Annotated in this window: 22 protein-coding genes and 6 pseudogenes; 6 read left to right on the forward strand and 22 right to left on the reverse strand. The window is 65.2% G+C overall.

What is annotated here, in order from left to right; translation table 11 throughout:
* Positions 1 to 56: 56 nt before the first annotated feature.
* The 3 genes and pseudogenes from IPK65_11915 to IPK65_11925 form a co-directional block, all read right to left on the reverse strand.
* Positions 57 to 851: a hypothetical protein gene (locus tag IPK65_11915; GenBank protein ID MBK8163807.1), complete on the reverse strand. Its 795-nt coding sequence runs from the start codon at positions 849 to 851 to the stop codon at positions 57 to 59.
* Positions 852 to 887: 36 nt separating this feature from the next.
* Positions 888 to 2,652: pseudogene (locus tag IPK65_11920) on the reverse strand (elongation factor 4).
* Between the two features lie 85 nt (positions 2,653 to 2,737).
* A complete protein-coding gene (locus tag IPK65_11925) occupies positions 2,738 to 3,007 on the reverse strand; it encodes a hypothetical protein (GenBank protein ID MBK8163808.1) in 270 nt (89 codons plus the stop codon).
* Positions 3,008 to 3,223: 216 nt separating this feature from the next.
* Here IPK65_11925 and IPK65_11930 point away from each other — a divergent pair, with 216 nt between their 5' ends.
* Positions 3,224 to 3,508 carry a hypothetical protein gene (locus IPK65_11930; protein ID MBK8163809.1) on the forward strand — a complete coding sequence of 95 codons (285 nt, stop codon included), beginning with the start codon at positions 3,224 to 3,226 and terminating at the stop codon, positions 3,506 to 3,508.
* 379 nt (positions 3,509 to 3,887) lie between these two features.
* Here the strand turns inward: IPK65_11930 and IPK65_11935 are convergent, their stop codons facing one another.
* The 5 genes and pseudogenes from IPK65_11935 to rpoE all read right to left on the reverse strand — a co-directional run bounded on the left by IPK65_11935 (position 3,888) and on the right by rpoE (position 6,255).
* A complete protein-coding gene (locus IPK65_11935; protein MBK8163810.1) occupies positions 3,888 to 4,175 on the reverse strand; it encodes a hypothetical protein in 288 nt (95 codons plus the stop codon).
* 84 nt (positions 4,176 to 4,259) lie between these two features.
* Entirely contained in the window at positions 4,260 to 4,742 is a 483-nt protein-coding gene (locus tag IPK65_11940; protein ID MBK8163811.1) for a SoxR reducing system RseC family protein, read from the reverse strand.
* 183 nt (positions 4,743 to 4,925) lie between these two features.
* Entirely contained in the window at positions 4,926 to 5,291 is a 366-nt protein-coding gene (locus IPK65_11945; GenBank protein MBK8163812.1) for a hypothetical protein, read from the reverse strand.
* Positions 5,291 to 5,644: a sigma-E factor negative regulatory protein gene (locus tag IPK65_11950; protein ID MBK8163813.1), complete on the reverse strand. Its 354-nt coding sequence runs from the start codon at positions 5,642 to 5,644 to the stop codon at positions 5,291 to 5,293. Before IPK65_11950 ends, IPK65_11945 begins: the two co-directional genes overlap by 1 nt.
* Positions 5,645 to 5,681: 37 nt before the next feature.
* Positions 5,682 to 6,255 (reverse strand): annotated as a pseudogene (rpoE, locus tag IPK65_11955) (RNA polymerase sigma factor RpoE).
* 197 nt (positions 6,256 to 6,452) lie between these two features.
* On the opposite strand from rpoE, the pseudogene nadB reads away from it, so the two are divergent.
* Positions 6,453 to 8,092, forward strand: a pseudogene (nadB, locus tag IPK65_11960) (L-aspartate oxidase).
* Here the strand turns inward: nadB and IPK65_11965 are convergent.
* From IPK65_11965 to sdhC, 5 genes and pseudogenes are all read right to left on the reverse strand, one after another.
* A complete protein-coding gene (locus tag IPK65_11965; protein MBK8163814.1) occupies positions 8,080 to 8,541 on the reverse strand; it encodes a hypothetical protein in 462 nt (153 codons plus the stop codon). The pseudogene nadB and the gene IPK65_11965 overlap by 13 nt on opposite strands.
* A complete protein-coding gene (locus tag IPK65_11970) occupies positions 8,504 to 8,764 on the reverse strand; it encodes a succinate dehydrogenase assembly factor 2 (GenBank protein ID MBK8163815.1) in 261 nt (86 codons plus the stop codon). Before IPK65_11970 ends, IPK65_11965 begins: the two co-directional genes overlap by 38 nt.
* Complete coding sequence (locus IPK65_11975) at positions 8,764 to 9,468, reverse strand: succinate dehydrogenase iron-sulfur subunit (GenBank protein ID MBK8163816.1); 705 nt, start codon at positions 9,466 to 9,468, stop codon at positions 8,764 to 8,766. The genes IPK65_11970 and IPK65_11975 overlap by 1 nt, the downstream gene beginning before the upstream one ends.
* A gap of 2 nt (positions 9,469 to 9,470) precedes the next feature.
* Positions 9,471 to 11,253 (reverse strand): annotated as a pseudogene (gene sdhA / locus IPK65_11980) (succinate dehydrogenase flavoprotein subunit).
* Positions 11,250 to 11,972, reverse strand: coding sequence for a succinate dehydrogenase, cytochrome b556 subunit (sdhC, locus tag IPK65_11985; protein MBK8163817.1), 723 nt, complete (start codon positions 11,970 to 11,972; stop codon positions 11,250 to 11,252). Before sdhC ends, sdhA begins: the two are co-directional and overlap by 4 nt.
* 98 nt (positions 11,973 to 12,070) lie before the next feature.
* On the opposite strand from sdhC, the gene IPK65_11990 reads away from it, so the two are divergent.
* Entirely contained in the window at positions 12,071 to 13,114 is a 1,044-nt protein-coding gene (locus IPK65_11990; GenBank protein ID MBK8163818.1) for a folate-binding protein YgfZ, read from the forward strand.
* 100 nt (positions 13,115 to 13,214) lie between these two features.
* Positions 13,215 to 14,066, forward strand: coding sequence for an HDOD domain-containing protein (locus tag IPK65_11995; protein ID MBK8163819.1), 852 nt, complete (start codon positions 13,215 to 13,217; stop codon positions 14,064 to 14,066).
* A 109-nt stretch (positions 14,067 to 14,175) separates the two neighbouring features.
* On the opposite strand, the gene IPK65_12000 is transcribed toward IPK65_11995, so the two are convergent.
* From IPK65_12000 to IPK65_12040, 9 genes and pseudogenes are all read right to left on the reverse strand, one after another.
* A complete protein-coding gene (locus IPK65_12000) occupies positions 14,176 to 14,949 on the reverse strand; it encodes a 2OG-Fe(II) oxygenase (protein ID MBK8163820.1) in 774 nt (257 codons plus the stop codon).
* Between the two features lie 217 nt (positions 14,950 to 15,166).
* On the reverse strand, positions 15,167 to 15,508 hold the full coding sequence (locus tag IPK65_12005) for a hypothetical protein (protein ID MBK8163821.1): 342 nt from the start codon (positions 15,506 to 15,508) through the stop codon (positions 15,167 to 15,169).
* A 50-nt stretch (positions 15,509 to 15,558) separates the two neighbouring features.
* Positions 15,559 to 16,677 (reverse strand): ribosome small subunit-dependent GTPase A, encoded by a 1,119-nt coding sequence (rsgA, locus tag IPK65_12010; protein ID MBK8163822.1) that lies wholly within the window; start codon positions 16,675 to 16,677, stop codon positions 15,559 to 15,561.
* A gap of 26 nt (positions 16,678 to 16,703) precedes the next feature.
* A complete protein-coding gene (locus tag IPK65_12015; GenBank protein MBK8163823.1) occupies positions 16,704 to 17,741 on the reverse strand; it encodes a hypothetical protein in 1,038 nt (345 codons plus the stop codon).
* 233 nt (positions 17,742 to 17,974) lie between these two features.
* The gene (gene lysS / locus IPK65_12020) at positions 17,975 to 19,462 is read right to left on the reverse strand and encodes a lysine--tRNA ligase (GenBank protein MBK8163824.1); all 1,488 of its coding nucleotides are present in this window, start codon (positions 19,460 to 19,462) and stop codon (positions 17,975 to 17,977) included.
* A 269-nt stretch (positions 19,463 to 19,731) separates the two neighbouring features.
* Positions 19,732 to 20,829 (reverse strand): annotated as a pseudogene (gene prfB / locus IPK65_12025) (peptide chain release factor 2).
* Positions 20,830 to 20,994: 165 nt separating this feature from the next.
* Positions 20,995 to 22,744, reverse strand: a pseudogene (recJ, locus tag IPK65_12030) (single-stranded-DNA-specific exonuclease RecJ).
* Positions 22,741 to 23,244 carry a hypothetical protein gene (locus tag IPK65_12035; protein MBK8163825.1) on the reverse strand — a complete coding sequence of 168 codons (504 nt, stop codon included), beginning with the start codon at positions 23,242 to 23,244 and terminating at the stop codon, positions 22,741 to 22,743. The pseudogene recJ and the gene IPK65_12035 overlap by 4 nt, the downstream one beginning before the upstream one ends.
* A gap of 573 nt (positions 23,245 to 23,817) precedes the next feature.
* Entirely contained in the window at positions 23,818 to 24,261 is a 444-nt protein-coding gene (locus IPK65_12040; protein ID MBK8163826.1) for a prepilin-type N-terminal cleavage/methylation domain-containing protein, read from the reverse strand.
* Between the two features lie 151 nt (positions 24,262 to 24,412).
* Between IPK65_12040 and IPK65_12045 the strand changes: the two genes are divergently transcribed.
* Both IPK65_12045 and IPK65_12050 read left to right on the forward strand, forming a co-directional pair.
* On the forward strand, positions 24,413 to 24,598 hold the full coding sequence (locus IPK65_12045) for a type II secretion system protein (GenBank protein MBK8163827.1): 186 nt from the start codon (positions 24,413 to 24,415) through the stop codon (positions 24,596 to 24,598).
* A 325-nt stretch (positions 24,599 to 24,923) separates the two neighbouring features.
* Positions 24,924 to 25,379 (forward strand): prepilin-type N-terminal cleavage/methylation domain-containing protein, encoded by a 456-nt coding sequence (locus IPK65_12050; protein MBK8163828.1) that lies wholly within the window; start codon positions 24,924 to 24,926, stop codon positions 25,377 to 25,379.
* The last annotated feature ends 126 nt before the right edge of the window (positions 25,380 to 25,505 follow it).

Below are 25,505 nucleotides of genomic sequence, written 5' to 3' on the forward strand. Positions count from 1 at the left end.
CTCCCTGACTGGTTGTCCCACAATCATTGCGTCGCACGTCGCGGCATTGGTCGTACTCAATTGAGCATCTCGCCGATGCGGTTCCAGGTAATGCCGCGACATCCCAGTTCATCCCCCCATAAACGCTTTCCCGACCAGATTCTCTTCCGGCACCGTGCCCCGGTAACGGCTGTCGTTGCTGTTGTCACGGTTGTCTCCCCATCACGAAGTAATGCTCCCCGGCTTTGTCGCTCCCCCCCCTCAACGATCGGGCGGCTGTTCTCGACCAGGATTTCGTGTGTGCTTGACCACGCCCAACTGCTCGAGGCTGCAGGCTGGCCCCGCTCATCCGCAGGCCGGCACCGACGCCGGCGCGTAGATGCCGACATATTCCTGCGTCGCCCTTTCGCCGTTGACCAGCCACCGTCTTGTCGCTGTAGCCCGGACGCGGTCGCCAGGCGCCCGGCGTTCCGCTTGATGCCGGAGTCGGTGGCGGGATCCTTAAGGAAAGCGGAATACCCCGATGTCCCCGTGCCGGGGCGCGCCGATATCTTGGCACCCACCACCGGCAGGCGGATACCGTAGGAAAATTTGTTTACAGGATCGTCCCCGCCAGCAGGGTCGGCATCATGGAGCCCGAGGGGATTGGAACGGCTCGACGGGAACGACCGCAGCACCAGTACGACCAGGATAATGGGGAAGGGCGCGCATACTCCACCAGCAGAACTCCTTGCCTGGATCCGCTGGAGCTGCTCCTCGCCGTCCTGCCCGCCGCGCTCTGCGTCAATGCAGCGGCGGCGCGTTCCCGGCATGACCGCATGCATAGGCATCGAGCGCCAGATCAGCCCGGTCACCAGCAGGGCGAGCACCATTACCGCTTGGTCCGATTCATTTCTTTTCCCTGTATGTAGCACCGCCAGAAATGCGTCCGCGGGATCTCTGCCGAAACCGATCTGTTTTCATGCGCTTCTTGCCCTCCTTCTGTTTCTCCAACAGCTTGCGCTTGCGGGTGATGTCGCCGCCGTAGCACTTGGCGGTGACGTTCTTGGCGAGGCCGTTTACATAGCGCGCAGCGATGCGCGAACCGATCCGGGCCTGGACGGCGACTTCGAACATCTGGCGTAGGATTTCGCGCCGTCTGCTCGGTCGGCCGCGGCGGTCTGAGACGCGCTTTCGCGACGGAGGAGGCTCAGGGCCTCGACCGGATTTGCCGTTGACCAACAGGTCGAGCCGGACGAGATCGGCCTGGCCGTAGCGGTTGAAACTGTAGTCGAACGACGTAGCCGCGGGTGGCCGACTTGAGGCGGTCGTAGGAGTCGATCACCACCTCGCTCATCGGCAGTTCGTAGGAGACCATCACCTGGTGGCCACAGGTGTTCGATCTTCTTCTGGACGCCGCGCTTCGGTCGTCGCACAGTTTGATGACCGGGCCGAGATAGGCCGGCGGCACCGGGATGTCGGCGCGGACGATGGGCTGGCGGGGCTCGCTGATCTGGCCGGCGTCCGGGCAACGCCGGGGATTGATGGCCTCTCCCAGGCCTCGCCCTTGCAGTCGGACCTCCTAGGTGACGTCCGGCGCGGTCGGGACCAGATCGAGGTTGGATTCTCGTTCCAAGCGCTCCTGGACGATCTCCATGTGGAAGAGGCCGAAACCGCAGCCGGAAACCGAAAGCACAGCCGCTCGTCTCCGGTTCGAATTAGAAGCAGGGGTCGTTGAGGTGCAGTTTCCCCAGGGCCTCGCGGAGTTCCTCGAAGTCCTGGCCGTCGGACGGGTAGAGTCCCGGAGAATACCATGCGGCGTTCGCCTTGAAGCCGGAGCAGGGCGAGGGCAACCTTCTCAGCGAGGATGGTGACGGTATCGCCGACCAGCGCCGGTCGACCGTCTTGATCCCCGCGGACCGGAAGCCGACCTGGCCCACGTTCAGGTCGCGCGTCTCCTGGTTCGGGGCGAACTGGTCCGACGTCCGTGCACTTCGCGGGTGGGGCCGACCGGTCGCATCTGGCGGATCTTCTGGCCAGACTTCGCACCCGGCCCTTGATGACGCGGATGTCCAACTGGCGCGAGGTAGTCGTCGAAGGTCCAGGAATCGAAGATCAGGGCCTGGAGCGGGGCCCACTCTTCACCCCGGGGAGGCGGGATCCGGTCGACCGGCGCTTCCAACAGTTCGCCGATGCCGAGCCCGGTCTTGGCACTCGCGCACCGGACCAGGTCGCGCTCGTGCCCAGGGTCCTCGATCTCCTGGAGCACTTCGTCGCTCGGGAGCGTCTTTGGTCGATCTTGTTGAAGACCGGGACCACGTCAGGCCGACCCTCCTCGAGGGCGGCGACAGAGCGTTGGCCACGGTCTGCAGCTCGACCCCCTGGGAGGCGTCGACCCACCAACAGAGCGCCTTCCGCAGGCGGCCGGCGAACGCGACACCTCGTAGGCCCGAAATCAGACGCGTGCCCGGGGGTATCGATGAAGTTGCAGTTAGGTCACTTTCGCCGTCCCGGGCGTACGGCATTCGGACGGGGCCTTGATCGTGATGCCGCGCGCGTTCCAGATCCCTGTCGTCAAGATTTGGTCCTCCATCTCCGCTTTCAGCTCAACCTCAGCGCTGGATGATGCGGTCGGCGAGGTAGTTTCCCGTGATCGATCTGGGCGATGATCGAAAAGTTACGGATGTGCCGCAGTATGGCATTCTTCCGGTCCATAAAGTAAGGGGGCGTGCCTGGCGCTCCCCTTTCTATCTTGCAGAACCGGTAAGTATCAGACGGCTTACGCTTCGCGTCCTCTTCCAGCTTCCAACGCCAGGAAAATGGGACTGCCGCGGCGCTCGCACCAGGACTGGCACCGCCTTGTAAGCCCGGCAGGTCCGAAACCAGCTTCTTTACTGCTCCACGCTTCCCACTTAGACGTTGTTGAACTGCAGAATGACATCGCCCCGGCGATCCCGGCCTTGGAGGCGGGGCCGCTTTCGGTCGCATCGACCAGCACGCCGTTCTTGCCGTCCAGCTCCTGTTTTTGATCCGGGGTCAGGTCCGCCACCGTGATCGCCAGGCGTTTGATCCGGGTGCTGTCGCCATCGCCGCCTCCGGCGGCGAGATCAACTCCTCCTCTCCGGCAGCTCGCTGATCATGACCTTGAGGGTCAGCGGCTTGCCGTTGCGAATCACCTTAAGCGGCAACTTGGCCCGATCTTGGACACGCCCATGGGCGGCAAGGCGCCGGAAACTCTCGACCTCCTTGCCGTCGGAACTCGACGATGACGTCGCCGACCATCACGCCCGCCTTCTGCGCCGGGCTGTCAGGCGCACGCGCGACCAACGCCGATCGCGCGGACATGCCGAAGGATTCCGCCAGGGCGCGGTCCAACATCCTGGATCAGAGTGCCCGGCCAACCGCGCGTGACATGCCCCCTCGCTGCGCAACTGGTCCGACCACGCTCATCGCGATATCGATCGGGATTACGAACGACGACCCCATGAACACGCCGGTGCGGCTGAAGATCTGCGAGTTGACCCCGACGACCTCGCCGTCCAAGGGTTGAACAGGGGTCCGCCCGATTACCGGGATTGATGGCGACATCGGTCTGGATGAACAGGACGTAGTTCTCGTTCGGCGGCTGCGGCCGATGGCGCTGACGATTTACCCGCCGTCACCGAGTGCTCGACCGAACGGCGGGCCGATCGCCAGCACCCAGCTTTACACCTTGAGGTCGGGACTGCCGATCTTGACCACCGGCAGCTTGTCGGCGTCGATCTTGAGCAGGGCGACATCGCTGTTCTTGTCACTGCCCACCCCTCCGACGACGCTCGCGCCGGTCGCTCAACCGAACGACCATCTCATCCGCATCCCGGATCACGTGGTTATTGGTGAGCACATAGCCCGTCAGCGGAGATGATGAAGCCGGAGCCGAGGATTTCTCGTCAGAATTCCTCGCCGCCACCTCCACCACCGCCCCATCGCCGCCGCGGTCTCAGAAAAAGCGCCGCAGAAATCGTCGAACGGCGGCTGTTCGGGCATCGACTCCCCTTGCGGGTTGCGAAACTGTTCCTGCTTGATCTTGGTGTTGGTGCTAATATTGACTTGACGGCCGGGCTGCTCTGCTCCACCAGCTCGGTGAAATCGGGCAGATCGCCAATCGCCGCCCGGCGCTCGCGGCGGCCATCAGCATCACCAAGGCTGCGCCGTGCGACATCCGCCACCCCTTTCATCAAACCCGCATTGACTCACTCATTTCACTCCTGTGTTGTTGCGTTACTTCAATTCTGTCCTTGCGCCGGTAATCGCGCATGATGTCATCCACCGCGACCGTCCGGTCGGGATCGTCCCGCATCCGCAAAGCCGATCAGGCTCGGCTGATGGCGCGGATCCCGGGAGATGGACCGGGTATAACGGCGCAGCCAGGCAAAGCCCAGCAGCAGCCCCAGTACTCCGCACACCGCCGCAGCCCCCTCGCGCGTTTCCCACGCGAGCGCGTCCGCCAGCATCCCTCCGGCCGCGCCGCCCAACAGCAGAAAGACCAGCGGCATGGCATATACCGCGAACGAGGTCCGCACCAAAGAGCCGTCCTCGAGGCCGATAACGACCATTTCACCGCGCTCGGCCCCGATCGTATTGATCACGCGGACGCGGCTGGTGCGGTTTCCGAACACCTTGGCGAGAACCCCGGTTCCGCATCCCTTCTGCGCGGCGCAGCTCCCGCAGGTGGTCTTGCGCTGGGTTTCCACCCAGGCAAATTCCCCCTCGGTCGTGATCACCTGTGCCGTTTCCGTCATCATCAGCGTGGCATCGGTATTACGGGATAACCCGGTATTTCGTTCGACAGCACTGTCAGCGGGCGGACGCCGCCAGGCGGCGTCATCCGGTTTGTTTCTGGATTACAGAGGGGGATTCCACGGGGATGCGTCACAGTATGTGAGCGGCGGCGATGATTGAAAACCCGGGAATATGGCTACCGATCCCTAATTCCCGGATCCGTAGCCGACCAGCTGTACATAGGACAGCATCGCCTGGGTGTCCGCAGCCCCGGGGGCGTAGCGGTGGGAATTCACCAGATAATCGTACAGGTCGGTTGTCGCCACCGAGGCATCCTCGCTCACCGCCACGCTGGAACGACGCGCGGGAGCCTGCTCCGTAGGCCTTGCCGCGGCGAGCACGGTGACCGTCGACTGCTTCGCGCGAACCGCCGGCGCGGCCGCCATCTGTACTGCGGTCGGTGTCGTCTGGGCCACATTCATGTCCGTCACCGGATCCTGCGCGACTGCAACCGTACTTGTGGACGCGATGACCGGCCCGGCCGGGTTGTGAGATCCGCTGTTCAGTTCCATTACGCCCACCCCGAATACCGCGATCGCGGACAGGGAGGCCGCCAGGGCGAATCCCAGTGTGGCCCGGGTTCTGTGCGACGGTGTCCTGATGGATTGTGACAGTGGAGGGTTTGTGACGCGGATTGGAAATGAATGGGTTCGTGTTCCAGGGCCAGCGCGACGCGCCCGGCCAGATCCCGCGAAAGGTGACCGGGCAGGCTTCCTTGCATCGTGTCGCGGATCAGATGATAGTTTCGCCAGCGTTCACCTGCCAGCTCATCGGTTTTCATCGCCTGGACGACACACGACATGTCACATTCGTCGAGCTCGCCATCAACCAGCAGTGAGACCTTGTCCGCGTTTCTTTCCATCATGGGCAACACCTGTCGTTTATGGTTATTTTGAACAGATTCAATCCAGCAGGGGCTTCAGCTTGCTGTTGATAACCTCGCGCGCGCGGAATATGCGCGACCGCACGGTCCCCACAGGACAGTTCATCCGCTCCGCGATCTCCTCGTAGCTCAGACCGTCGAGCTCGCGCGGGGTGATCGCGAGTACGCAGATCCTCCGGTAATTTTTCGATGGCACTGTGCACCGTATTCTGGATCTCGTCCCTGACCAGGAGGTGCTCGGGGGTCGCGTACTCCTTGAGCTCCGGACTCCCCCTCCAGATATCCCGCCTCCTCGGCATCGATGTCCACACTGGGCGGCCGCCGGCCTGGGTCACCAGATAGTTCTTCGCCGTATTGACTCCGATGCGGGTACAGCCAGGTATAAAACGCACTCTCTCGCCGCGAAAGCTCGGAAGGGCGCGGTACGCCGATAAACGCCTCCTGCGCTACGTCCACAACTTTATCTGATCATAGACATAGCGCGATATCAATTTAGTGAGCCTATATTGATATTTCTGTACGAGGATATCAAACGCTTTCTTGTCGCCATTTTGAATGTTCGACGGTGCCTGGTCAACATTATTATCGCCCATCCGGGCTGGCCCCTCCCGCAAGGCTTTGCGCCTTGCTCAAGTGGTATTGACGGTATTGTTATCGTTTAGTTCAGGGTGATTACGTTTCTGTTTGAGTCTTTTATGATATATAGCATATGTCCACGGCGCGAGTGGACCGGATTGTAGCAGATCACCCTGCTGAATCATCTGTCATACCATAATAAAATCAAGGCTTAATACCCCCCGCGCATGGATCGGCCCGGCATTACGATGTACTGATCATAGGGAGCAGCGCCGCCAGCCTCAGCCTGGGCTGCGGCTGGCCCCCCTTCGCGCGCATCGCCCTGATCCCAAGGCAGCCCTGAGCGAAGGCGCGACGCTGTATGCCCAGGGAGGCATCTCGGTGGTGCTCGACAAGGAAGACTCGCTCCAATCCCCATCGAGGACACCTTCAGCACGGGGGGCCGGCCTGTGCGATCCCACAGTGGTCGAGTATACCGTCAAACACGCCCGCAGGTGTATCAGTGGCTGATCGATCAGGGGCGTCGCCTTCACGCGCGCCAGCGGATCCGATGCCGGTACGGACTACCACCTCACGCGCGAGGGCAGGCACAGCCATCGCCGCGTGGTGCATGCCGCGGACGCCACCGGCCGCGTGGTTGAAGTTCACGCTGGAACGGAAGGCGCGCGAACACCCCAATCACCGTCTTCCGAATATCACCTGGCCATCGACCTGATCCGGGAGAAGGTGACCGGATCCGACGATGTCCGCTGTCGGCGCCTATGTCTCGACCTGCAAAGTGCCCGGGAGTCAGCGTCATATCTGCCCGCTGCACCGTTCTCGCCACCGGGGGCGCGGGAAGGTCTCCTCTATACCACCAACCCGGACATTGCCAGCGGCGACTGGCATCGCCATGGCCTGGCGTGCGGGCTGCCGTGTGGCGACCTGGAATTCATCAGTTCCACCCCACCTGTCTGTACCACCCCAAAGGCCAAATACTTCCTGGTCACCGAGGCCGTGCGCGAGGCGCCGCCTGCTGCTGCCCGACGGCAGCCGCTTCATGGACCGCTTCGACCCGCGCGGCGAACTCGCCCCCGCGCGATATCGTCGCGCGCGCCATCGACCACGAGATGAAGCGCCTGGGCGTCGACTGCGTCTTCCTCGACATCAGCCACAAGCCGGCGGACTTCATCCGCGATCACTTCCCCACCATCCAGGAGCGCTGCCTGGAGTACGGCATCGATATCACGCGCGAGCCGATACCGGTGGTGCCGGCGGCGCATTACCTGTGCGGCGGCGTCATGACCGATCTGCACGGGCGCACCGACATCGACGGCCTGTACGCGGTCGGCGAGATGTCCTTCACCGGCCTGCACGGCGCCAACCGCATGGCGAGCAATTCGCTGCTCGAATGCCTGGTGTTCGCCGAGGCCGCCGCCGAGGACATCGCGCGGCGCCTGCCGGAGTTCGCCCCGCCGCGCGCGCTGCCGGCCTGGGATGAAAGCCAGGTGACGGACTCGGACGAAGAGGTGGTGGTGGCGCACAACTGGGACGAGCTGCGCCGCTTCATGTGGGACTACGTCGGCATCGTGCGCACCGACAAGCGCCTTCAGCGCGCCCAGCACCGCACCGGGAGCTGCTTCGCAAGCAGGGATCGACGAATACTATGGCAATTTCCGCGTCACGCGCGACCTGCTCGAGCTGCGCAACCTGGTGCTCATCGCGGAACTGATCATCCGCTCCGCGCTGCAGCGCAAGGAAAGCCGCGGACTGCATTTCACCCTGGATTATCCGGCGATCGACCAGGCGCACGCGCCGCGCAACACCATACTCACGCCGAAGCACCGCGGCGGCGCGGCGTTTCAGGCGGGATAGGCCGACCCGGCGGGCTCGGCGCTGTGCAGGCCGAGCCGGACGCGCAGGCGGCGATAGGTGTCGCTGTCGAGGCTGTCCGGCAGCAGGACGATCGAGCAGCGGCGCCCCCCTGCGAAGTTGAGCACGGTCAATTCCGGATGCACGTAGGAGTCCGGCCGCAGGCGGCACACGCGCGTCCGCCCTCCCCGCTCGATCAGGCGCCATTCGCCATCACGCGCCCACACCAGCGCCACGACGTCGCCGTCCCCGCGCATCAGCACGCGGGCCGAACAGCTCCGTGCAAGACACAGGACGACCAGGATGGCCAGCAGCGCGCCCGTCACGTTCCCGAGCGGCAGAAACGGTATGAACGCCAGCGCCCCGGCATGCGCTGCGCCCAGGTAAAGCGCGAGCCGGCGCGAGCGGCGCAGGTCAAGCCGCAGCGGCGCGGCGTATCCTGGCGATGACATCGCAGACCTCCCGCTCGCTCGGCGGCAAGCCCCCGAGAAGATATTCCAGCAGCAGCTGGTCCGGGTAGTCGAGCAGGCGCCGGAACGCCGCCCGCTCGGCGTCCGCTGCGCCATCGTAGGCGTGATCGAGGTACGCCTGCAGCAGCAGGTCGAGCTCCCGCATGCCGCGGCGGCACTGCCAGTGCAGTCGCGCGCGCTCATGCGCCTCGTCCATGGCGCCCATCAGATGAACTGCTTCAGCATCATCTGTTTGATCTCCCCGATGGCGCGGGTGGGGTTGAGTCCCTTCGGGCAGACCTGCACGCAGTTCATGATGGTGTGGCAGCGGAACAGCTTGTAGGCGTCCTCAAGGTCGTCAAGCCGTTCCTCGGTAGCCTGATCACGGCTGTCGGCAAGAAAGCGGCGCGCCTGCAGCAGCGCCGCGGGACCGAGGAACTTGTCCGGGTTCCACCAGAACGACGGGCAGGCGGTGGAGCAGCAGGCGCACAGCACGCACTCGTACAGTCCGTCGAGCCGTTCGCGCTCCTCCGGGCTCTGGCGGAACTCGACCTCCGGGGTCGGGTCGTGATTGATCAGGTACGGCTTGACGGCGCGATACTGGTGGTAGAACTGCTCCATGTCGACGACCAGGTCGCGAATCACCGGCAGGCCGGGCAGCGGGCGGATCTCGATCGGCTGTTTCAGGTCCTTCAGCGGGGTGATGCAGGCGAGGCCGTTGCGGCCGTTGATGTTCATGCCGTCGGAGCCGCACACCCCTTCACCGCAGGACCGGCGGTAACTCAGCGTCTCGTCCTGCGCCTTGATGCACGCCAGTGCATCAAGCAGCATCATGTCGGGCGTGAGGCCGTCGACCTCGTAGTCGCGCATGACGGGACCGGCGTCGCTCTCCGGATTGTAGCGGTACACGGAAAATCGCATGCGTTCCATGATCAATACACCCTCGGCTTGGGGGGGAACGGCTCCACGGTGCGCGGCTTCATGCGCACCGGCTTGTAATCGAGCGTGCCGCCGTCCCTGAAATACAGCGAATGCTTGAGCCAGTGCTCGTCGTCGCGCTGCGGATAGTCGATGCGCGAATGCGCGCCGCGGCTTTCCCGGCGCGCCAGCGCCGAAGTCACCGCGGCCAGCGCCACGTCCATCAGGTTCTCCAGCTCCAGCGCCTCGATGCGCGCGGTATTGAACACCCGGCTGTGGTCGCCCAGCCCGACATGCTGCAATCTCTGTTCCAGTTCGCGCACCTTCGCGACGCCCTGTTGCAGCACATCCTCGGTACGGAACACCCCGCAGTAATGCTCCATCGCGCGCTGCAGCTCCGCGCGCAGGCCGCTCACCGTCTCGCCGTCGCGCTGCTCGTCCCAGCGCGCCAGCCGGCCGAGCGGACGCTCGATGGCCTCCGCGTCGAGCACGCGGTGATAGCGCGCCTCCTTCAGGTACTCGATGATGTGGTTGCCCGCCGCGCGCCCGGAATACCACGATATCGAGCAGCGAGTTGCCGCCCAGGCGGTTGGCGCCGTGCACCGAGACGCAGGCGCACTCGCCGACCGCGTACAGACCGGGCAGCGGTTCCTCCGGTCCCTGGCGCTCCGGCGCCACGACCTGTCCGAAGCGATTGGTCGGGATCCCGCCCATGGTGTAGTGACAGGTCGGGAAGACCGGCACGGGATCGGTCACCGGGTCGATGCGCAGGAACGTGCTGACCATCGCATGGATGCCGGGCAGACGCTTGCGGATCACGTCGGCACCGAGGTGATCGAGCTTCAGCAGGACATGGTCGCCGCCGGGCCCGCAGCCGCGTCCCTCGCGCACCTCGGTCGCGATCGCGCGGCTCACCACGTCGCGGCTGGCGAGGTCCTTCACGTGCGGCGCGTAACGCTCCATGAAGCGCTCGCCTGTGCTGTTGACGAGGTAGCCGCCCTCGCCGCGCGCGGCCTCGGAGATCAGCATGCCCTTGCCGGCGATGCCGGTCGGGTGGAACTGGATGAACTCCATGTCCTGCAGCGGGATGCCGGCGCGCAGCGCCATCGCCATGCCGTCGCCGGTATTGATGCGGGCATTGGTATTGGTGCGGTAGAGCTGGCCGGCGCCGCCGGTCGCGAGCAGCGTCGTCTTCGCCTCGATCACCAGCGGCTCGCCGGTCTCGATGCACAGCACGAGGGCGCCGAGGATGTAGCCGTCATGGTCGCCGAGCAGGTCGATGGCGAAGTATTCGTCGAAGAAGTGGGTCTTCGCGCGGATGTTCTGCTGGTACAGGGCGTGCAGGATGGCGTGGCCGGTGCGGTCCGCCGCGGCGCAGGTGCGCGCCGCCTGCTCGCCGCCGAAATTCTGGCTCTGGCCGCCGAAGGGGCGCTGATAGATCTTGCCGTTGTCGAGGCGCGAGAACGGCACGCCGAAGTGCTCGAGCTCGATCACCAGGCGCGACGCCGCCCGGCACATGTACTCGATCGCGTCCTGGTCGCCCAGCCAGTCGCTGCCCTTGACGGTGTCGTACATATGCCAGTGCCAGTTGTCGGGCAGCACGTTCGCGAGCGCCGCGTTCATGCCGCCCTGCGCGGCGACAGTGTGCGAGCGCGTCGGAAATACCTTGGACACCACCGCCACCGAGGCCTCCGCCTGCGCGAGCTGCAGCGCCGCGCGCAGCCCGCCGCCGCCTGCGCCGATGACAAGGGTGTCGAAGCGGCGGCGTTCCACCTGATTGCCGGCGTAAGCGCTCATCCGCTATGGAGGGAATACAGGGTCTGCAGCACCCACAGGCCGGTGCCGGTGAGGCCGAGCCCCGTCAGTGCGAGCAAGGCCAGACGCACGGACAGCGCGCCCGCGTAATCGATGATCACGTCGCGCATGCCGACCCAGGCGTGCAGCAGCAGGGCGCCGAAGAACAAGGCGGTGGCCAGGCCGACCAGCGGATCGGACATCCAGGCGCGCCACACGGCATAGGAGTCGGGCCGGAGCGCCGCCAGGCTCACGGCGGCAAACACCAGGTAGGCCAGCAGGTAGACCGCGCTCAGCCGCTGCCAGAGCCAGGCGCGCAATCCCTGGGCGCGACGGTTCATAGCAGATACAGGGGCCGCGCAGAACATGGCCAGCACGCCGCCGGCGAGCACGGCCCACGCGCTCGCACGGGCGCTGCGCAGCCCGACGCCGGCGTCGATGTCGATGAGCAGGAAGCGGATCCCGGCCAGCAGATGATGCGCGAACACCCACACCAGCAGGATCAGGACGACGCGCGCGCCGCCGCCCTGCAGCAGCGCGAGCACCCCGGCATAGCCCTCCGCGTCCGCCAGCGAGCGGTCGAAAAGATAGGCCAGCAACGGCATCGACAGCACCAGCAGCACGCCGCTGATGCGGTGACCGAGGGACAATACGGCCATCACCGGTAGATGGATGCGCGTCAGTGAAAGGAACACCGGCCGTTTCGTATTGGGGGCTGTCACGCCGCCTAGTGTAGCTCAGCCGGACGTTTCGTCCAGCCTTACACCCGCACATGAATTCCGCTATGATCCCTGTTCCGATCCAAACGCCTTAGATCAGCATGATTCCGCGCTGGAAGAACTTCCTGCTCGAGGCGGGCGCCGCGCTCGCCGATGACCGCGTCGAGCACTTCGGCAATCCGCTGCGCGAGGTGCAGGTCTCGGGCAGCGGGGACATCATCGCGGACCTGTCCCAGCGCGGCCTGATCGGCGTCCACGGCCCGGACGCCTGCAAATTCCTCCAGGGACAGTTCACCAACGACATCAGTCTCGTCGATGCCGGCGTCAGCCAGCTCAACGGCTATTGCAGCCCGAAGGGCCGCCTGCTCGCCCTGCTGCGGGTGTTCCGCCGCGACGACTCCTATTACCTGCTGCTGCCGCGCGTCCTGCTCGGCGACACGCTGGCGCGCCTGAAGAAATACGTGATGATATCCAAGGTGACACTGGAAGACGCCGGGGACGCCCTCGTCGGCGTCGGACTTGCCGGTCCCAGCGGCGAGGAGATCCTGGGCGCGCTCGTGCCGGAAATACCCGGCTCAGCCGATGCGGCGCGCCGGGCCGGCGCGCTGACCGTGCTGCGCCTCCCGGGCACCCGGCCGCGCTTCGCCCTGTACGGCCCGGTTGCGGACATGGAACATGCCTGGACGGTGCTGGCCGCCCACGCCGCGCCGGTCGGCGCCGGCGCCTGGGACCGGCTCGATATCCTCGCCGGGATCCCCGACATCCACCCCGCCACGGTCGACGAGTTCATCCCGCAGACCGTCAACCTGGAACTGCTCGGCGGCATCAATTTCAAGAAAGGCTGCTACACCGGCCAGGAGATCATCGCGCGCCTGCATTACCGCGGCAGCGTGAAGCGCCGGATGTACCTCGGTCACGCGGGCGCGGAACCTCCGCCTGCGCCGGGGACCCCGCTCCATGCCGCCGGCGGCGACGGGCAGGCGGTGGGACACGTCGTCACGTCCGCCTCCGACCCGGCCGGAGGCTGCGACCTGCTGGCCGTGGTCGCTATCGAGCATGCTTCGGATAATACATTGTATCTTAATGATAATTCTGACATGAAAGTCACCCTGCGGGCGCCCGACGGCCTGGCCGGCTTCCCCTGAAGGCGCGCCCCGGCGGAGCCGGGTGCGCGACGCGCTATCATATTGGCCGCGACTCGCCGATATCCTGTTCACGCACCCCCTCGACGGATCGACACACGCAATGGCATCGCACCAAATCGAAATCTTCTGGCACGACCTGGTCGCGGACATCCGCGCCAACCGCGTGGTCCTGCCGGCCCTGCCGGACATCGCGCTCCGGACGCGCAAGCTGCTGGAGGACCGCAACGTCACCACCGGCCAGATCGCGCGCGTCATCAGCGCCGATGCCGTGCTGACCACGCGCCTGCTGCGTGTCGTGAACAGTCCGCTCTACCGCACCCACGCCCAGATCGAGGATGTCCGCAGCGCGATCACCCGCCTCGGCAACGCCAACGTGCGCAGCGTGGTGACCAGCCTCGCCATGGAGCAGCTCTACCAGAACAAGCTCGCCTCGCCGCTCAAGCGGAAGCTGCTCGCGCGCAACTGGGAACACGGCGTCCACGTGGCGGCGCTCAGTTACATCCTGGCCGACAACTACACGATGCTGAACGCCGACGAGGCGATGCTGGCCGGACTGGTGCATGACATTGGCAAGCTGCCGATCCTGGAATACGCCGAGATGCTGCCGGACATCGCGGCCGACGAGCACGCGCTGAACCGCCTGCTCGAGGTGCTGCATGCGCGGGTCGGCGCGCTGGTGCTGGGGAGCTGGAAATTCCCGCCGGAGCTGATCACGGTGGCGGCGGAGCACGAAAACTTCACCCGCGAACCGGGCACCGCCGCCGATTACACCGACGTGGTGACCGTGGCCAATCTGCTCAGCTACATCGGCAGCGACCACCCCTACACCCGGCTCGACTGGTCAGCGATTCCCGCCTTCGAACGCCTCGCCCTGACGCCCGAGGAGAGCATTGCGGTGATGAAGGACGCGCGCGAACAGATCCACGAGATCAAGCATCTACTGGCAGGATAGGTTAAAGGTAAAAAGGGGTCAGTGCCCTTTTTGCTGGATTCGCGAGTTAGCTGCATCACGCCACTCAAAAAAGGGCACTGACCCCGTTTTACCGCAGACGACTCCTCCGCTAACGGAACGGCTTGCCGAGCACCCACACCACCAGGGAATAGCGGATCCCGGAGGTCACCGGCGTGACCTGGTGGTAGACGTAGGACGGGAACACGATCATCGAACCCTGCGGCCGGATCTCCTCGCACTCGTGATAGCGTTCCCGGTGGCGCACGTGCGGGCCGAAATCGAACTTGAGGTTCCCGCCCTCATAGGCACCCGGCTCGTTCAGGTTCAGCGTCATGCTCAGCTTCCTGACCTTGCCCAGCATCTTCGGATTGTCGATGCAGTTCGGCGGCGGCTTGCCGTTCACCAGCGGGGTGACGCCGGGCTCGAACGCGCGGTACGCACCGTTATGGCAGGTGAAGCCGTCGGTGTGCCAGCCGTAGAATCCGCCCGGCCGGTAGGCCGCGAACTGCAACGGCTCGGCGAAATCGACCTCGTAAAGCCAGCCGGCGCGCTGGTTGGCCTCGGCGATCAGCGGAAACACCAGGTCGTAGATCCAGCCGTCGCTGAGGAAACAGACCTCGCTGTCCCGGATGTATTTTCCCTTCGTGGCCTCCGGCTGTGAGGCGCCGGCCTCCTGCGCCGCATCCTCCAGCGTCCGGTCTGCCAGCGCGCTGGCGCCGGCATTTTCCGCGCCCTTGTGCGTGGAGCCCAGGGTGACGCCGGTCGTGTCGCCCCCGATTTGCTTTAACTGTTCCAGGGCCTCCTGACCGCGCGCCATGATCCTGCGGCAATCTTCCGGGGAGATCGCGCCCTTGAACCACCAATAGGGATGTACCGGGAGCATCGGTCTACCTGCTCCGCCGGAACCGGGACGAGATGAATACGGCGTGATTCATGTTTCGCAACCCCAGGCTGAAGGATCGAGGATGCGGATCTGGCCAGAAGAATCGAGCCGATCCGGTTGCGGTCTAATTTACCACATACCGGGGACAGACTGGGCCCTGTTGTCCCCTGGCACGGCTTGAATGTATTGTCAGGCCACACGCTCAGGCACACTCCTGTCAGGGCTCCGGGTCAAACATGATCTCGCGAACCTCCTGTGCGCAGCGACACCCGGCGGCGAACCTGGCGGCCCAGACCAGCGCCTCCTCACGCGAAGCAACCTCGATGATTGAAAACCCGCCTATGACCGCCTTTGTCTCCGGTACGGGTCCGGCTGTGACCGTCCCGTCTGTCGCAACGATGGTCGATTGCTGGCGCTGGACACCGCCGCCGAAGATCCAGACCCCCGCGGCCTTTGCCTCCCGAACCACCTTATGTGCTGCCTCGCCCACCGACGGCCAGTCTTCATCAGGAATATGGTCCATCGAGCCGTCATCAAACGAAATCAAGTACCGAGTCATCGTATCGCTCCTTCCTTGCGGCCTTACGAGTGAGTACAGGCCGCGGCCCGTCAGCGCCGTCGCGCCTGCGGCGAGGCGTGATGCGCCGCCGCCGACAAACTAGTCATCGTCCAGGCTCCCTTCGCCGACTTGATGTACCGGCCGAAGTCACGATCCTTCTTTCTCCGTTCGGCATACGACAACTGGTGGAACCCGGACTCTTTCCGGAGTTTCAGGTAATTCTGATAGTGCGCCCGGCTGATTTCCCCGGAATTCACCGCCGCGATCACGGCGCAGCCGGACTCGCGGGTATGGCTGCAATTCCGATAGCGGCAGCCGGGTGCGAGGGCGGCGATATTGGAGAAACTGTCCCCCAGGCCGCCTTCCGCTTCCAGGATGCCGAACTCGCGCATCCCCGGGTTGTCGATCACCAGCGCGCCGCCGTCGAGACGCATCAGCGCGCGACGCACGGTTGTATGCCTCCCCTCGCCGGTCCCGCTCACCGCCTGTGTTTCCAGCGCCTCATGACCGATCAGGCGATTGATCAGCGTGCTCTTGCCCACGCCCGACGAGCCGACAAAGCAATAGGTCTTGCCCGGCAGCAACAGCCGCCTGAACTCATCGACGCCTGCCTGCGTGACGTTGCTCAGGGTGAGTACCGGGGCCGCAATACCTGCGGCACGAATCTCCGCCACCTGCGCGGACACAACGGCAGGCTCCACCATGTCCGTTTTGGTGAGCAGGATGTACGGCTCCGCCCCGCCCTCCCGCGTCATGACCAGGTAACGTTCCAACCGCTTCAGATTGAAGTCAACGTGGCAGGACTGCACGATAAGCACATAATCGATGTTCGCCGCGATCATCTGATACTCGACGGCATCCCCCGCCGACTTCCGGCGCAGCGCGGTCCTTCGCTCCAAAAGCGCGTGGATCACGCCAAAGTCGTCTCCCGGGTGTTTCTCCACGCACACCCAGTCGCCGACGCAGGGCATTTCATGGGACAGGCGATGACGATGCAGAAAGCTGCCGGCCGGCTTCGCGCGGAAAGGGCCGGCCTGGTCCACGAGCAGCCACTGGTCGCGATCGACGGCCACAACGCGGGCGATAGTATCCGTGGGTTTGCATCCGGCCCGTTGCTCGAACCAGACGTCCCAGCCCAGGTCATTCAGTTCTGGGTGCCGACTTTCCATTCATCACCGTGAAAAGTGTCGCAGCACTAGTGCGGAGCATAAAGCAAAGCTAAGGTGCGCGGCGCATTGTGATCAAGGTGGATCAAGGGGTAAAAGTATATGAACGGGGATTTCAAGTACTCTGACCCCTTGATCCGCGCGAGGATTAACGGCGCGCAAGTGCACGTCGGATATAGCGTGCGATTAAAATTCCCACCCATCCACATGCCATCATAACCACAAGCCCTACAACACCTCCGGCAATAAACATGGGGGGACCGCCACCATACTGGTTGGCAGTGCGTATTATCTGAATCAGGATAAATGCCATGCCAAACAGAAATTTTATAATTGAGAAATTGCCTCTTTTGTCGTGCGCATAGATAAAAATGCCGCAAGAGAGAAGCGATGAAAACAGCGTGCTCGGATACTCCATATCCAAAAAACATGCTCCATAGGATGGGCACCGCTATGAGACCCGCAAGCACCAGCACGCCCGCGACGAAGGGGACATAATCCACTTCTTCAAACATCCCGCCCGCGGGCTTGCCAGCCTGGTCTGCCGGTTGCGCCTCAGGAGTCGGCAGCAAATGTGCATCATTACGCCAACCCCAGAGCGCCCACAGCAATGCTGCACTGGCGCCTATTCTGGCAAATGATAATGCCATAGCAAGGTTGGGAGACTGACTGAGGTCAAGTGTGAGACTAAGCGCTAAGAGTGCCGCGCTGACTGCCACAATAATGGAAGGTTTCCCAAAGGATCCGCCCGTCGCTTTTCTACCAATAAATACACTGCACATAATCGCCACATAGGCAGCATATCCAGCATATCTGACTATATTTCCCAAGCGCTCGATATCTGTCATTTGCGGTAAAATCGCGACATCATGCACCTTCGCCCATTCAAGCCATATGAATATCGAGCGGTTTATCAAGAGCTGCATAATCAATACAGCATAGGCAACCGCTGCGATCGTGGCGGCATGCTTATGGTAGGGGCGTTTCTTAAGAGAAATTACCAATCCTGCGATATTGATAATCAGGAAAGGGAGCATCATCGCGGTGCCGCCAAGTAATTGCAACATGACTCAACCTACTATTCTCACTGCACAATTAAACTTTGCGTAAGGTACACAGGATAATAATAGTTTGCACTTATTTTTTAGCGACCAGCAACGTTGTTCTGATTTGCAGCCATTTCGGATCCCTACTCCTACTCAATCGTCTCCGACGGCTTGCTCGATACGTCGTAGACCACCACCCGCCACGGGATAATCCTGGTCGACCAGCCTTTGATTGGCGACAGAATGCGCGGTCCCTACTCCGGCTTCATATGCGGAAACAGCAGCACATCCCGTATTGATGCGGAATCGGTGAACAGCATCACCAGGCGGTCGATGCCGATGCCTTCGCCGGCGGTCGGCGGCATGCCGTGCTCCAGTGCGCGGATGTAGTCGGCGTCGAACAGCATCGCCTCCTCGTCGCCGGTTTCGCGCGCCTGCAACTGTGTCCGGAAGCGCTCCGCCTGGTCCTCGGCGTCGTTCAGCTCGGTGAAACCGTTGGCGATCTCGCGGCCGCCGATGAACAGCTCGAAGCGGTCGGTCACGGCCGGGTCGGCGTCGTTGCGCCGCGCCAGCGGCGACACCTCGGTGGGATACTGGGTGATGAAGGTCGGCTCGTGCAGCTTCGACTCCACCGTCTGCTCGAACAGCTCGAGCTGCAGCTTGCCGAAACCGTAATCGTCCTTCGCCGCGAAGCCGCGCGCGCGCAGCAGGGCGCGCAATTTCGTCGCATCAGTGAGATCGGACGGCGGAATCTCCGGGTTGTAGTGCAGGATCGCCTCGGGCAGGCTCAGGCGGCGGAACGGGCGGCCGAAATCGAATTGCGCGCCCTGGTACTCGAAGGCGGTCGCGCCGTGCACGTGCAGGCTCAGCCCGCGCAGCATTTCCTCGGTCAGGTCCATCAGGTCGTGGTAATCCACGTAGGCCTGGTAGAACTCGAGCATGGTGAACTCGGGATTGTGGCGCGTCGACAGCCCCTCGTTGCGGAAGTTGCGATTGATCTCGAACACGCGCTCGAAGCCGCCGACCACCAGGCGCTTCAGGTACAGCTCGGGCGCGATGCGCAGGTAGAGCGGGATGTCGAGCGCGTTGTGGTGCGTCTTGAACGGGCGCGCCGCCGCGCCGCCGGGCAGCACCTGCATCATCGGCGTCTCCACCTCTATGAAGGCGCGCTCGGTGAGGAAACGGCGGATGTAATCGACGACGGCGGTGCGCACGCGGAAGGTGCGCCGGGTGACCTCGCTCATGATCAGGTCGAGATAACGCTGGCGGTAGCGCATCTCCTGGTCGGCGATCCCGTGGTATTTGTCCGGCAGCGGGCGCAGCGCCTTGGTCAGCAGGCGGATCGCATCGACCTTCACCGACAGCTCGCCGGTCTTGGTCTTGAACAGCACGCCTTCGGCGCCGAGGATGTCGCCGATGTCCCAGCGCTTGAATTCGTCGTAGGCCTCGGGCGAGATCACATCGCGCTGAATGTAGAGCTGGATCTGGCCCGACATGTCCTGCAGGTGGACGAAGCTCGCCTTGCCCATCAGCCGGCGCGTCATCATGCGGCCGGCCACCTTCACCCGCCGGGCGTCGCGCTCGAGCGCCTCCGCATCGGCGGCATCGTATTCCGCGTGCAGCTCGCCGGCGACCACGTTGCGGCGGAAATCGGTCGGGAACGGGTTGCCGCGCTCGCGCAGGGCGGCGAGCTTGTCGCGCCGTTGCGCGACCTGTTCCTGTTCGTCGTGTTCTTCCGTCATGACGCTCCTGGCTGGGGATAGACCCCGTTTATTGAAAAAACGAAAAAACGGGGTTTGTCTCGAATGGCACTTACTTAAGCGCCCTTGTCCGGGAAACGGCGCTTTGAGCCATGAAATGCACAACACGTAGCCCGCATGCAGCACAGCGGAATGCGGGGAAAAATATCAGTAGCGGCGCAGACCCCCGGATTGCGCTGCGCTCCATCCGGGCTACATATCGTGGATATCATGAAATCTGTCCTTAAGTATGTGCCATTCGGGTCTGCCCCCTATACACCCTGCTTGAGGCTGGCCTCGATGAACTGGTCCAGCGCACCGTCGAGCACCGCCTGTGTGTTGCCCGTCTCGATGCCGGTGCGCAGGTCCTTGATGCGCGACTGGTCGAGCACGTAGGAACGTATCTGGTTGCCCCAGCCGATGTCGCTCTTGCTGTCCTCCAGCGCCTGCTTCACCGCGCTGCGCGCGTTCAGTTCGCGCTCGTAGAGCTTGGCCTTGAGCTGCTTCATCGCGGTGGCGCGGTTCTTGTGCTGGGAGCGGTCGCTCTGGCAGGCGACCACGATGCCGCTCGGCATGTGGGTGATGCGGATCGCCGATTCGGTGCGGTTGACGTGCTGGCCGCCGGCGCCGCTCGCGCGATAGGTGTCTACCTTGAGGTCGGCCGGATTGATGTCGATCTCGATGTCGTCGTCCACCTCCGGCGACACATAGACCGCGGCGAAGGAGGTATGGCGGCGATTGCCGGAATCGAACGGGATTTGCGCACCAGCCGGTGCACGCCGGTCTCGGTGCGCAGCCAGCCGTAGGCGTATTCGCCGTCGAACTTCACCGTCGCGCTCTTGATGCCCGCCACCTCGCCCGCCGAGGCCTCGATCAGCTCGGTCTGGTAGCCGTGCGCCTCGCCCCAGCGCAGGTACATGCGCAGCAGTATCTCCGCCCAGTCCTGCGCCTCGGTGCCGCCGGAGCCGGCCTGGATGTCGAGGAAGGCGTTGCTGGAGTCCATCTCCCCCGAGAACATGCGGCGGAACTCCATCGCCGCGAGCTGGCGCTCGAATTCGTCCAGGTCGGCGATCACCGCGGCGGCGGTATCCGCGTCGCCCTCCGCGTCGGCGAGCTCGAGCAGTTCGCGCGCCTCGCCCAGGCCTCCCCCGAGCCTGTCGGTTCCGCCCACCGCCTCCTGCAGCCGCACCCGCTCGCGTCCCAGTTCCTGCGCGCGCTGCGGGTTGCTCCACACCGCCGGATCCTCCAGCTCGCGCCCGACCTCGATCAGCCGTTCACGTTTGGTAGCGAGGTCAAAGATACCTCCCCAGGTCCGCGAGGCGGCCCTGCATGTCCTTGATGCGCGTGAAAACGAGGTTGAGCTCGAGCATGTTGTCCGCCAATGAATTGAAGCAGGGCATTGTACTACACCGGAAATCCCAAACGGAAATCCCGTAGCGTCGTTATTCCCGCGGAAGCGGAATCCAGAATGCGCGGAAACCCTGGATGCCCGCGTACGCGGGCATGACGAACTGCTGGACATTCCGCGGCGATCCTCAGTCGACGATGTGCTCGATGATCAGTTGCGGACTGCGCTGGCCGCGGTACTCGTTGACGTCCAGCCGGTAGGCGATGCGGATCTCGCCCTGTCCCGCCGGGAGCGCCTCCGCCCCGGTATTGAACGCGATGGCGTCCACATGTCGCATGGTCCCCGGCAGCCGGAGCACCAGCTTGAGATGGCGCTCCCCGACGCGGCGCCGCTGCGTTATCTCGAAGCGCCCGTCGAACACCGGCTCGGGGAAGCCCTGTCCCCAGGGGCCGGCCTCGCGCAGCAGCTCGGCAAGGTCGAGCGAGATCTCCTCCGCGGCGAGCTCGCCGTCGCTGTAGATCACCCCGCGCAGCTCGGCCGGATCGAGATGGCGGCGCACCTCCGCCTCGAAGGCGTCCCGGAAGGCCGGGAAATCCTCCGCACGCAGGGTCAGGCCGGCCGCCATCGCGTGTCCGCCGAAGCGGATGATCAGTCCGGGATGCCGCGTCGCCACCGCGTCGAGCGCGTCGCGGATATGCAGGCCGGCGACCGAGCGCGCCGAGCCCTTGATCTCGCCATCCCCACCCGGCGCGAAGGCGATAACCGGGCGATGCAACTGTTCCTTCAGGCGCGACGCCAGGATCCCGATCACGCCCTGATGCCAGTCCTCGTGATACAGGCACAGGCTCACGCCCTCGGCGTCCGGCCGCGCGTCGGCGGCGAGGAGGCCGAGGCAGGCCTGGGCCTGGACCTGCATCTCGCCCTCGATGCGCCTGCGCTCGCGGTTGAGTTCGTCGAGCCGCTCCGCCATCGCGAGGGCGGCGGCCTCGTCGTCGCACAGCAGGCATTCGATGCCGAGCGACATGTCCTCGAGCCGGCCGGCGGCATTGAGGCGCGGACCGAGGGCGAAGCCGAGGTCCGTCGCGGTGAGCCGCGCCGCATCGCGCTTCGCCACCCGGCCCAGCGCGCGGATGCCCGCGCAGCCCGCCCCGCGCCGGATGCGCGCGAGCCCCTGCGCCACCAGGGTGCGGTTGTTCTGGTCGAGCACCGCCACGTCGGCCACGGTGCCGAGCGCCACCAGGTCGAGCAGTTCGGCGAGCCTGGGCTCGTTGATCCGCGCGCGGCGAACCATCCCGCCTCGCGCAGCCGCCTGCGCAGCGCCAGCATGACGTAAAGATCACGCCGACGCCGGCCAGGCACTTGCTCGGAAACGCGTCGCCGGGCTGGTTCGGGTTCACGATCACGGCGGCTGCCGGGAGCTGCCGTCCCGGCAGGTGGTGATCGGTGATCAGCACGCGGATGCCGCTCTGGTTCGCCGCCGCCACGCCCTCGACGCTGGAGATGCCGTTGTCCACCGTGATGATCAGTTCGGGTGGCCGCTCGGGATTCTGGCGTTGCGCGAGCGCGACGATCTCGGGCGTGAGACCGTAGCCGTATTCAAAGCGGTTGGGCACAAGGTAGTCGACCGAGCGCGCGCCCATCATGCGCAGGGCGCGCATGGCAAGCGCGCAACTGGTCGCGCCGTCGGCGTCGAAATCGCCGACGATCAGGATGCGGCCGCCGGATTCCAGCAATTCATGCAGCAGTTCCGCCGCAGCATCGCAGCCGGACAGCAGCTCCACCGGCAGCAGGCTTTCGAGCGAGCGCTCGAGTTCGCGCGCGGTGCCGATACGCCGGCCGGCGTAGATGCGCTTCAGCACCGGATGCAGGTCGGCCGGGAAACCGTTTTCCGCGTCCGACGCAGCGGGCTGCCGGCGTTGAATGAGGAAATTTGTCATCGTTGTCCTTCCAGGTGCCGGCGCGATTCCCGGACGAAGGCGGTGAACGGCCGCGCGCGGCGCCACCAGCGCCGCGCCAGTTTCGGTGTGACATGATAATCGAGCGCGCCGCCCCCGCCTATGTCGATGGCGGCGACCCTCCCGCCGCGCACCAGGGTCCACAGCGGTTCGAACCAGCGCTCGTCCAGCGCCCGCATCCCCGCGTGCCATTCCTCCACGTCGCCGAGCAGCGCCGGCGCGGCGAGGTGGTCGAGCACGACGAGGTGGCGGCCGGCGCCGGCGCCGCCGAACCAGGCGGCGGCGTCCGCCGGCAGGCCGCGCGGCGCGAGTCCCGCATTCAGGGCGAGCCCGCGTGCGAGCGGATGTTCGCTCCACACCTGAGTAATGCGTGCCGGCCCCGCCGCCGGCAGGGTGCCGCCGCCCCAGAACCATACGCTGTTGATCTCGGCCTCCCCGCGCGCCTTGCGATGTTGATTGACCTCGCTGGCGTGCAGCAGCATCTGGATCTCGTTGAGCAGCCGGCGCCATCGCGCGCGTCCCCGCCCTGCGGGAGGTGCGGCCGGATGTCCTGTCCCAGCACCATGTCGAGGGAGTGAAGTCCACGGCAGGCGCCTGCGGCAGACGGAGTACCAGCGCGCGGGGTCAGGCGCCTCCGGCACCACCGCGTGCGCCAGGTCGAATCGGCAAGGTGTCGCCCGATTTCCCCGCACAGGGCGGCGGCCTCTTCCCGGCGCACCGGTCCGCCCCGGTCAGCACCACCCGATCCTGGCCGACGCGCAGGTGCACCGGATCCGCGCGCAGGCAATAGCCGCCCCGGGCTGCCGCCGTCGGACAGCAGCGTCAGCGGCGCCGCGGGCAGTTCGGCCGCGCCGTGCACCGATGCCGAAGGCGCTGAACAGGTCGGCCGTCAGCCCGCCGCGTCCGGCCGGCTGCGCCTCGGCGCGGGCTAGCAAACGGGTCAGTGCGCCCGCCCCCGCCGCATCATCCCCGGCCGCGCCGCGCGGGCCGAACAGGCCCGGGATCAACAGAACCAGCTCCGGCGCTGCAGCCCCCACCTCAGTCTCCCTGTGGCATCAGCGCGGCCAGCATCCCGCCTGTTCCGGATCGTCGAGGCCGGGGCCGTTCTGGTCGATCGTCAGGATCCCGCACGCGTCGTGGACCTGGTCGGTCCCGGTGCGTGGCGTGGCGCGGGCGCGGAAGGCGGTCATCGGGTCCACCACTGCCTCCAGCGTGATGCGGTAATGGCCGGCCGGAGAATCGACCTCCTCGGCCGGCCAGCCCAGCGCCGTAAGCCCTTCGGCGTAATGCTGATGTGTGGCGCGATAGCGCTCCTGCTCAAGCTGGATCCTGAACAATTCCATCGTCGCGTCCGTGCGCCGGCTCTTGCGCACCATGTCGTGATACGAGGGAAAGGCGATGGTGATCAATATGCCCAGGATGGCCAGCGCGGCCAGCAGTTCGATCAAGGTGAAACCGTCCTTCCCGTGTCCGTGTACGTCCCTGTCCCGGCGCGGCATGATCCCTCCTCCCTGGGTTGTGTCCGCCTGCCGCGGCACCGATTGTCTCGCGCCCGGCGCGGCGCTAGACTACGACGAGCCGCACGGATCGCGGCTGCGGCAGTCTCCTTGACCGCCGGTATGCGTCTGATCGTTGGCAAACGGATTTGCTATGCGATGCACTCTACCACACGGCTTCACCCTCATCGAGCTGATGCTGGCGCTCGCGGTGCTGTCCGTGCTCGCGGTCACCGCCGCCCCTCGTTGCTCGACCTGCTCGGCCGCCAGCGCCTGCGCGGGGCCGCGGAAAACCTCCGCGGCGACCTGCTGCTCGCGCGCGCCGAGGCGCTGCGGCTGAACCTCCCGGTCAGTGTCTCGTTCCGGATCGACACGGAAGACGCACACTGGTGCTACGGCCTGAGCGACACCGGTCCGTGCGACTGTGCGACGGACGGCGCCTGCCGGGTCGCGGACGCGCCTGTGCACGGCGCATCCGCGGAACGGTTCCGGCGCATCGCGCTCGCCACCAACCTGCGCCAGGAGACGGCGACGTTCCAGCCCGCGCGCGGCACGGTCAACGCAGGCACGGTGACGCTCACTGCGGGCGCGCAGGCGGTGGACGTCGTGCTGAGCGCGCTCGGCCGGGTGAGGCTCTGCTCCGACCACCTGGGAGGGTATCCGACATGCTGACGCGCGTGTGTCAGCGCGGCTTCAGCCTGGTCGAACTGATGGTGGCGATCACCCTCGGACTGTTCGTCCTCGCCGGCGTCTCCTATCTCCACGCCGAGGTGGTCAGGGCCAACGCCGCCGTGCTCAAGACCGCCCACCTCCAGCAGACGCTGTGGTCGCTGATGGCCCTGATCGCGGACGACGTGCGGCGCGCCGGCTACTGGAGCCGCGCCGAGCTCACCCTCGACGGCACCGCCGCGAACGGCTACGCCCCCATCCGCCTCGTCGACGGCGACTGCTTCCTGTACAGCTACGACGAGGACAAGGACGACGCGGACGGCGCGCCGGACCCCAGGGGACCAGCACGGCTTCCGCCTTTGTCAGGCGCGGAAGTCCAGCTCAAGACCAGCGACGACGCCTGCGGCGGGAAACCACCTGCGCGGACTGCGGCAGCGGCACCTGGTGGCTGATGAACGACCCGGACGGCGTCCGCGTCACCCGCCCTGTCGCTCTCCCTCGCCGAGCGCGCCGGAGCCCTTCGATGGCACCGGACGCGAGATCGTGGCGCGCGAGATCGGCATACGCCTGGAGGGCGA

Source organism: Gammaproteobacteria bacterium (assembly GCA_016712635.1).
In the GTDB taxonomy this organism is placed as follows: Bacteria; Pseudomonadota; Gammaproteobacteria; order SZUA-140; family SZUA-140; genus JADJWH01.

Excerpts from the sequence above, each read along its gene's own strand:
- IPK65_11915 (MBK8163807.1), bottom strand. The coding sequence starts at position 851 with ATGGTGCTCGCCCTGCTGGTGACCGGGCTGATCTGGCGCTCGATGCCT.
- IPK65_11930 (MBK8163809.1), top strand. The coding sequence starts at position 3,224 with ATGACGTCGCCGACCATCACGCCCGCCTTCTGCGCCGGGCTGTCAGGC.
- IPK65_11935 (MBK8163810.1), bottom strand. The coding sequence starts at position 4,175 with ATGAAAGGGGTGGCGGATGTCGCACGGCGCAGCCTTGGTGATGCTGAT.
- IPK65_11940 (MBK8163811.1), bottom strand. The coding sequence starts at position 4,742 with ATGATGACGGAAACGGCACAGGTGATCACGACCGAGGGGGAATTTGCC.
- IPK65_11945 (MBK8163812.1), bottom strand. The coding sequence starts at position 5,291 with ATGGAACTGAACAGCGGATCTCACAACCCGGCCGGGCCGGTCATCGCG.
- IPK65_11950 (MBK8163813.1), bottom strand. The coding sequence starts at position 5,644 with ATGATGGAAAGAAACGCGGACAAGGTCTCACTGCTGGTTGATGGCGAG.
- IPK65_11965 (MBK8163814.1), bottom strand. The coding sequence starts at position 8,541 with ATGTCATCGCCAGGATACGCCGCGCCGCTGCGGCTTGACCTGCGCCGC.
- IPK65_11970 (MBK8163815.1), bottom strand. The coding sequence starts at position 8,764 with ATGGGCGCCATGGACGAGGCGCATGAGCGCGCGCGACTGCACTGGCAG.
- IPK65_11975 (MBK8163816.1), bottom strand. The coding sequence starts at position 9,468 with ATGGAACGCATGCGATTTTCCGTGTACCGCTACAATCCGGAGAGCGAC.
- IPK65_11990 (MBK8163818.1), top strand. The coding sequence starts at position 12,071 with ATGATTCCGCGCTGGAAGAACTTCCTGCTCGAGGCGGGCGCCGCGCTC.
- IPK65_11995 (MBK8163819.1), top strand. The coding sequence starts at position 13,215 with ATGGCATCGCACCAAATCGAAATCTTCTGGCACGACCTGGTCGCGGAC.
- IPK65_12000 (MBK8163820.1), bottom strand. The coding sequence starts at position 14,949 with ATGCTCCCGGTACATCCCTATTGGTGGTTCAAGGGCGCGATCTCCCCG.
- IPK65_12005 (MBK8163821.1), bottom strand. The coding sequence starts at position 15,508 with ATGACTCGGTACTTGATTTCGTTTGATGACGGCTCGATGGACCATATT.
- rsgA (MBK8163822.1), bottom strand. The coding sequence starts at position 16,677 with ATGGAAAGTCGGCACCCAGAACTGAATGACCTGGGCTGGGACGTCTGG.
- IPK65_12015 (MBK8163823.1), bottom strand. The coding sequence starts at position 17,741 with ATGTTGCAATTACTTGGCGGCACCGCGATGATGCTCCCTTTCCTGATT.
- lysS (MBK8163824.1), bottom strand. The coding sequence starts at position 19,462 with ATGACGGAAGAACACGACGAACAGGAACAGGTCGCGCAACGGCGCGAC.
- IPK65_12035 (MBK8163825.1), bottom strand. The coding sequence starts at position 23,244 with ATGCTGCTGCACGCCAGCGAGGTCAATCAACATCGCAAGGCGCGCGGG.
- IPK65_12040 (MBK8163826.1), bottom strand. The coding sequence starts at position 24,261 with ATGCCGCGCCGGGACAGGGACGTACACGGACACGGGAAGGACGGTTTC.
- IPK65_12045 (MBK8163827.1), top strand. The coding sequence starts at position 24,413 with ATGCGATGCACTCTACCACACGGCTTCACCCTCATCGAGCTGATGCTG.
- IPK65_12050 (MBK8163828.1), top strand. The coding sequence starts at position 24,924 with ATGCTGACGCGCGTGTGTCAGCGCGGCTTCAGCCTGGTCGAACTGATG.